Raw genomic sequence first — 3,476 nt, forward strand, 5'->3', positions numbered from 1 at the left:
AGAGAATCAGAATTGCTGCAAATCAAGGTGCTGAGCTTATTCATATAGTTGATCTTGATGGTGCAAAAGATCCTGTAAAACGTCAGAGAGCAAAAATCAAGCAGATCGTTGACTCTTCACCTCTTCCAATTCAGACTGGTGGCGGTATCCGTTCACAGTTTGATATCAAAAATCTTCTTGACTTAGGTGTAGAGCGTGTTGTTGTTGGCTCTGTTGCTGTAAAGAACCCAGAGCTTGTTCGTGGCTGGTTCAATTACTTTGGTTCAGACAGAATTACGCTGGCTCTTGACGTACGTTTAATTGACAACGTTCCTTATGTTGCAACACACGGCTGGCTCAAGACTTCAAACACAACTCTTGATCAGGTGTTAAAGCACTTTATTCCTTATCACATTGAGCACATCCTTGTAACAGATATCAGCCGTGATGGCATGATGTCAGGTGCTAACAACTCACTTTATGCAACACTAGCTGAGAAGTATAAGGATATTGATATTATCGCATCAGGTGGTATCTCATCTTTAGAAGATATTAAGGCAGTAGCAAGAGCTGGAGCAACATCTGTAGTATTAGGTCGCTCACTGCTTGAGAACAAATTTACCGTAGAGGAGGCTGTACTATGCTGGCAAAACGCATAATTCCATGTCTTGATGTAAAAGATGGAGTTGTTGTAAAGGGCGTGCAGTTTAAAAACCATGAGGTAATGGGCTCTATTGTTGATCTTGCAAAACGTTATGCAGATGCTGGTGCCGATGAACTTGTGTTTTATGATATTACAGCTTCAGCCGATGCAAGACGTGTTGACAAATCATGGGTTGCAAAGATTGCAGAGGTTATCAATATTCCTTTTGCTGTTGCAGGAGGCATCAAATCAGTTGAAGATGCAAGAACAATTCTTGCCTATGGTGCAGATAAGATTTCAATTAACTCACCTGCTTTAGCTGATCCAACTCTTATTACAAGACTTGCTGACAAATTTGGTGTTCAGTGCGTAGTAGTTGGTATCGATACTTATTATAACGAAAATACCGGCACCTATCAGGTTAAACAGTATACAGGTGATGTATCAAAAACTGTTACAACATCCTGGAATACACTTGACTGGGTACAGGAAGTACAAAAAAGAGGCGCAGGTGAAATCGTTTTAAACATGATGAACCAGGACGGCATGAAGAACGGTTACGATCTCAAGCAGTTAAAGCTTGTTCGCGATGTCTGCTCTGTTCCTTTAATTGCATCTGGCGGTGCTGGCACCATGGAGCATTTTAATGAAGCTTTCTCACTTGGATGTGACGGTGCACTGGCAGCATCTGTATTCCACAAGGGAATCATCGATATTGGTGAACTGAAAGAATATCTGAAAAATAAGGGAGTATGTATTCGTGATTAGATATTTTCATGGCTTTGAAAGCATAGACGAGCTTGATTTTGCAAAGAATAACGGTCTTATTCCTGCAATTGTTCAGGACTGTCAGACAGGTCAGGTCCTTATGATGGGCTATATGAACAAGGAATCAATTCAAAAAACTATTGATACACATATGGTGACATTCTTTTCAAGAGACAGGCAAAAGCTATGGACTAAAGGTGAGGAATCAGGAAACTTTCTACATATGAGAGCTATCACAACTGACTGTGATAAGGATACTCTCCTAGTTCTGGCAAGACCTGATGGTCCTACCTGCCATAAAGGCACAACAAGCTGTTTTGATGCATCACCTCTTCCTGATGCAACAAACCGTTATATCAGTGGGCACCCTCTTGAAAGTTATAATTTTGTAAAATAAGAAAATGACACCTCATATTGGACTTGAATTAAAAACAGTGATCATTTTTACAGCCCTTGCAATGCTGGGGCTTGTAATTGATCTTTTCGCTCATAGAGCTGATAAGCCTGTATCTATTAAAGCAGCTTCCTTCTGGACTCTATTCTGGATTGCAATTGGCACTAGCTTCGGTATCTTCCTGTACTATTACTATAGTGCCGACGTTGCTGCACTATACTTTACAGGTTATGCTCTTGAAATGTCTTTATCTGTAGATAATCTATTCTCAATCATGGCTGTTTTCTCATGGTTTGGTGTAAAGTCAGGCTACACGCACAGAGTTCTATACTGGGGTATCATTGGTGCTGTAATCTTCAGACTTCTATTTGTTCTGGTAGGTACTGCTCTGTTTGCTCTTGGTGCCTATGTTGAAATTGTGTTTGCTCTATTAGTTGCACTCTCAGCAATTCTTATGATGACAAAAAAAGAGAATGAGGAAATATCTGATTTTTCAGCACATCCTGCTTACAGACTTGTTAAATTCTTCATTCCGCTTTATCCAAAGATTTTTGGACATAATTTCTTTATTTCCAAAAAACAAGTTGAACAAGAGCTATTAAAAGAGGAAAACAAAGGTATTACACTAAAAAGAAAAGGTCATTTCTTTGCAACTCCACTGTTTTTATGTCTTGCTATTGTAGAGACATCTGATCTTATGTTTGCCTTTGATTCAGTACCTGCTGTTATTGCAGTTTCAAAAGATCCGTTTATCGTATATTCTTGCATGATTTTTGCAATCATGGGTCTTAGATCAATGTACTTTATTCTTGATGCGCTTAAGAATACTTTAGTACATCTTGAAAAGGCTGTAATTGCTCTACTGTTCTTTATTGCATTTAAACTGTTTGCATCAGCATCACTTCATCTTTTTGGATTCGGAATTGAAGTTGGCATCCAAGAATCTCTAGTTGTAATAGCATCAGTTCTTGCTATTGGCATTGTTTCAAGCCTTATATTTAAAGGAAACAAAGAGACAAAATAAAACAGAAAACAAGCAGTAGCTTGATTTTCAATAATTATCTTGCAAAATATAATTATTCTTGTAAAATTAAGCTACAAATTTTGGTGAGATGTCTGAGTGGCTGAAAGAGCACGCCTGGAAAGCGTGTATACGTGAATAGCGTATCACGGGTTCGAATCCCGTTCTCACCGCCATTACCGTTCTAACCTCTTATAAATACCCTCTTCTTTCCATAAAAATTTTCTTTAAAACCCTAAGATCTCGGTTTTATTCTTACACGATCTTATTAACACACCGTAAGCCCCATATCATCGTCTAGAGTTGCTTTTTTCAGTTTAGTTTTCTGAAGTTCGATAGGATCAATATCCATCATATTAAAAAGGGCTTCATGTCTTTTGAGAATATTTGTAATAGGGATTATCGTTTCACCATGACGAATACATTCAAGGGTATCTAGGTCTTTGAATGTCATGTACATCGAATTATCTTTTAGTTTAACCTTTTGTTTATCTGATGCTGTTTTATTCCATTCCAAAGTTTTCAGCTTTAAGCTGTTGAGAAATTCTGAAGCTAATAGACCTATAAACAGCTTTGCTTTGAATGATTCTTCTGTTGAAGTGTTCAGTGTGTTTGCATCAACGTGATTTTTGAAATATCTGTACATAACTTCAATTTCATTTCTCTGACGA

Annotated in this window: 5 protein-coding genes and 1 tRNA gene; 5 read left to right on the top strand and 1 reads right to left on the bottom strand. The window is 38.0% G+C overall.

Annotated elements, in window-relative coordinates; translation table 11 throughout:
- The 5 genes from ACJML3_RS07540 to ACJML3_RS07560 all read left to right on the top strand — a co-directional run.
- Positions 1-638 (top strand): HisA/HisF-related TIM barrel protein (locus ACJML3_RS07540; protein WP_406022032.1); only part of this gene is annotated, 638 nt, incomplete at its 5' end.
- A complete protein-coding gene (gene hisF / locus ACJML3_RS07545; RefSeq protein WP_219937914.1) occupies positions 620-1,390 on the top strand; it encodes an imidazole glycerol phosphate synthase subunit HisF in 771 nt (256 codons plus the stop codon). The genes ACJML3_RS07540 and hisF, both read left to right, overlap by 19 nt.
- A complete protein-coding gene (gene hisI / locus ACJML3_RS07550) occupies positions 1,383-1,787 on the top strand; it encodes a phosphoribosyl-AMP cyclohydrolase (protein WP_288136008.1) in 405 nt (134 codons plus the stop codon). Before hisF ends, hisI begins: the two co-directional genes overlap by 8 nt.
- Before the next feature lie 4 nt (positions 1,788-1,791).
- Positions 1,792-2,808, top strand: coding sequence for a TerC/Alx family metal homeostasis membrane protein (locus tag ACJML3_RS07555; RefSeq protein WP_406022035.1), 1,017 nt, complete (start codon positions 1,792-1,794; stop codon positions 2,806-2,808).
- Between the two features lie 82 nt (positions 2,809-2,890).
- Positions 2,891-2,981 (top strand) — tRNA-Ser (locus tag ACJML3_RS07560).
- 92 nt (positions 2,982-3,073) lie between these two features.
- Here ACJML3_RS07560 and ACJML3_RS07565 read toward each other — a convergent pair.
- A partial coding sequence (locus ACJML3_RS07565; protein ID WP_406022037.1) for a hypothetical protein occupies positions 3,074-3,476 on the bottom strand: 403 nt, incomplete at its 5' end.

The sequence above is a fragment of the Succinivibrio sp. genome (assembly GCF_045124615.1).
Classification (GTDB): Bacteria; Pseudomonadota; Gammaproteobacteria; order Enterobacterales; family Succinivibrionaceae; genus Succinivibrio; species Succinivibrio faecicola.

Coding starts and splice junctions, on each gene's coding strand:
- hisF (WP_219937914.1), top strand. CDS start 620: ATGCTGGCAAAACGCATAATTCCATGTCTTGATGTAAAAGATGGAGTT.
- ACJML3_RS07555 (WP_406022035.1), top strand. CDS start 1,792: ATGACACCTCATATTGGACTTGAATTAAAAACAGTGATCATTTTTACA.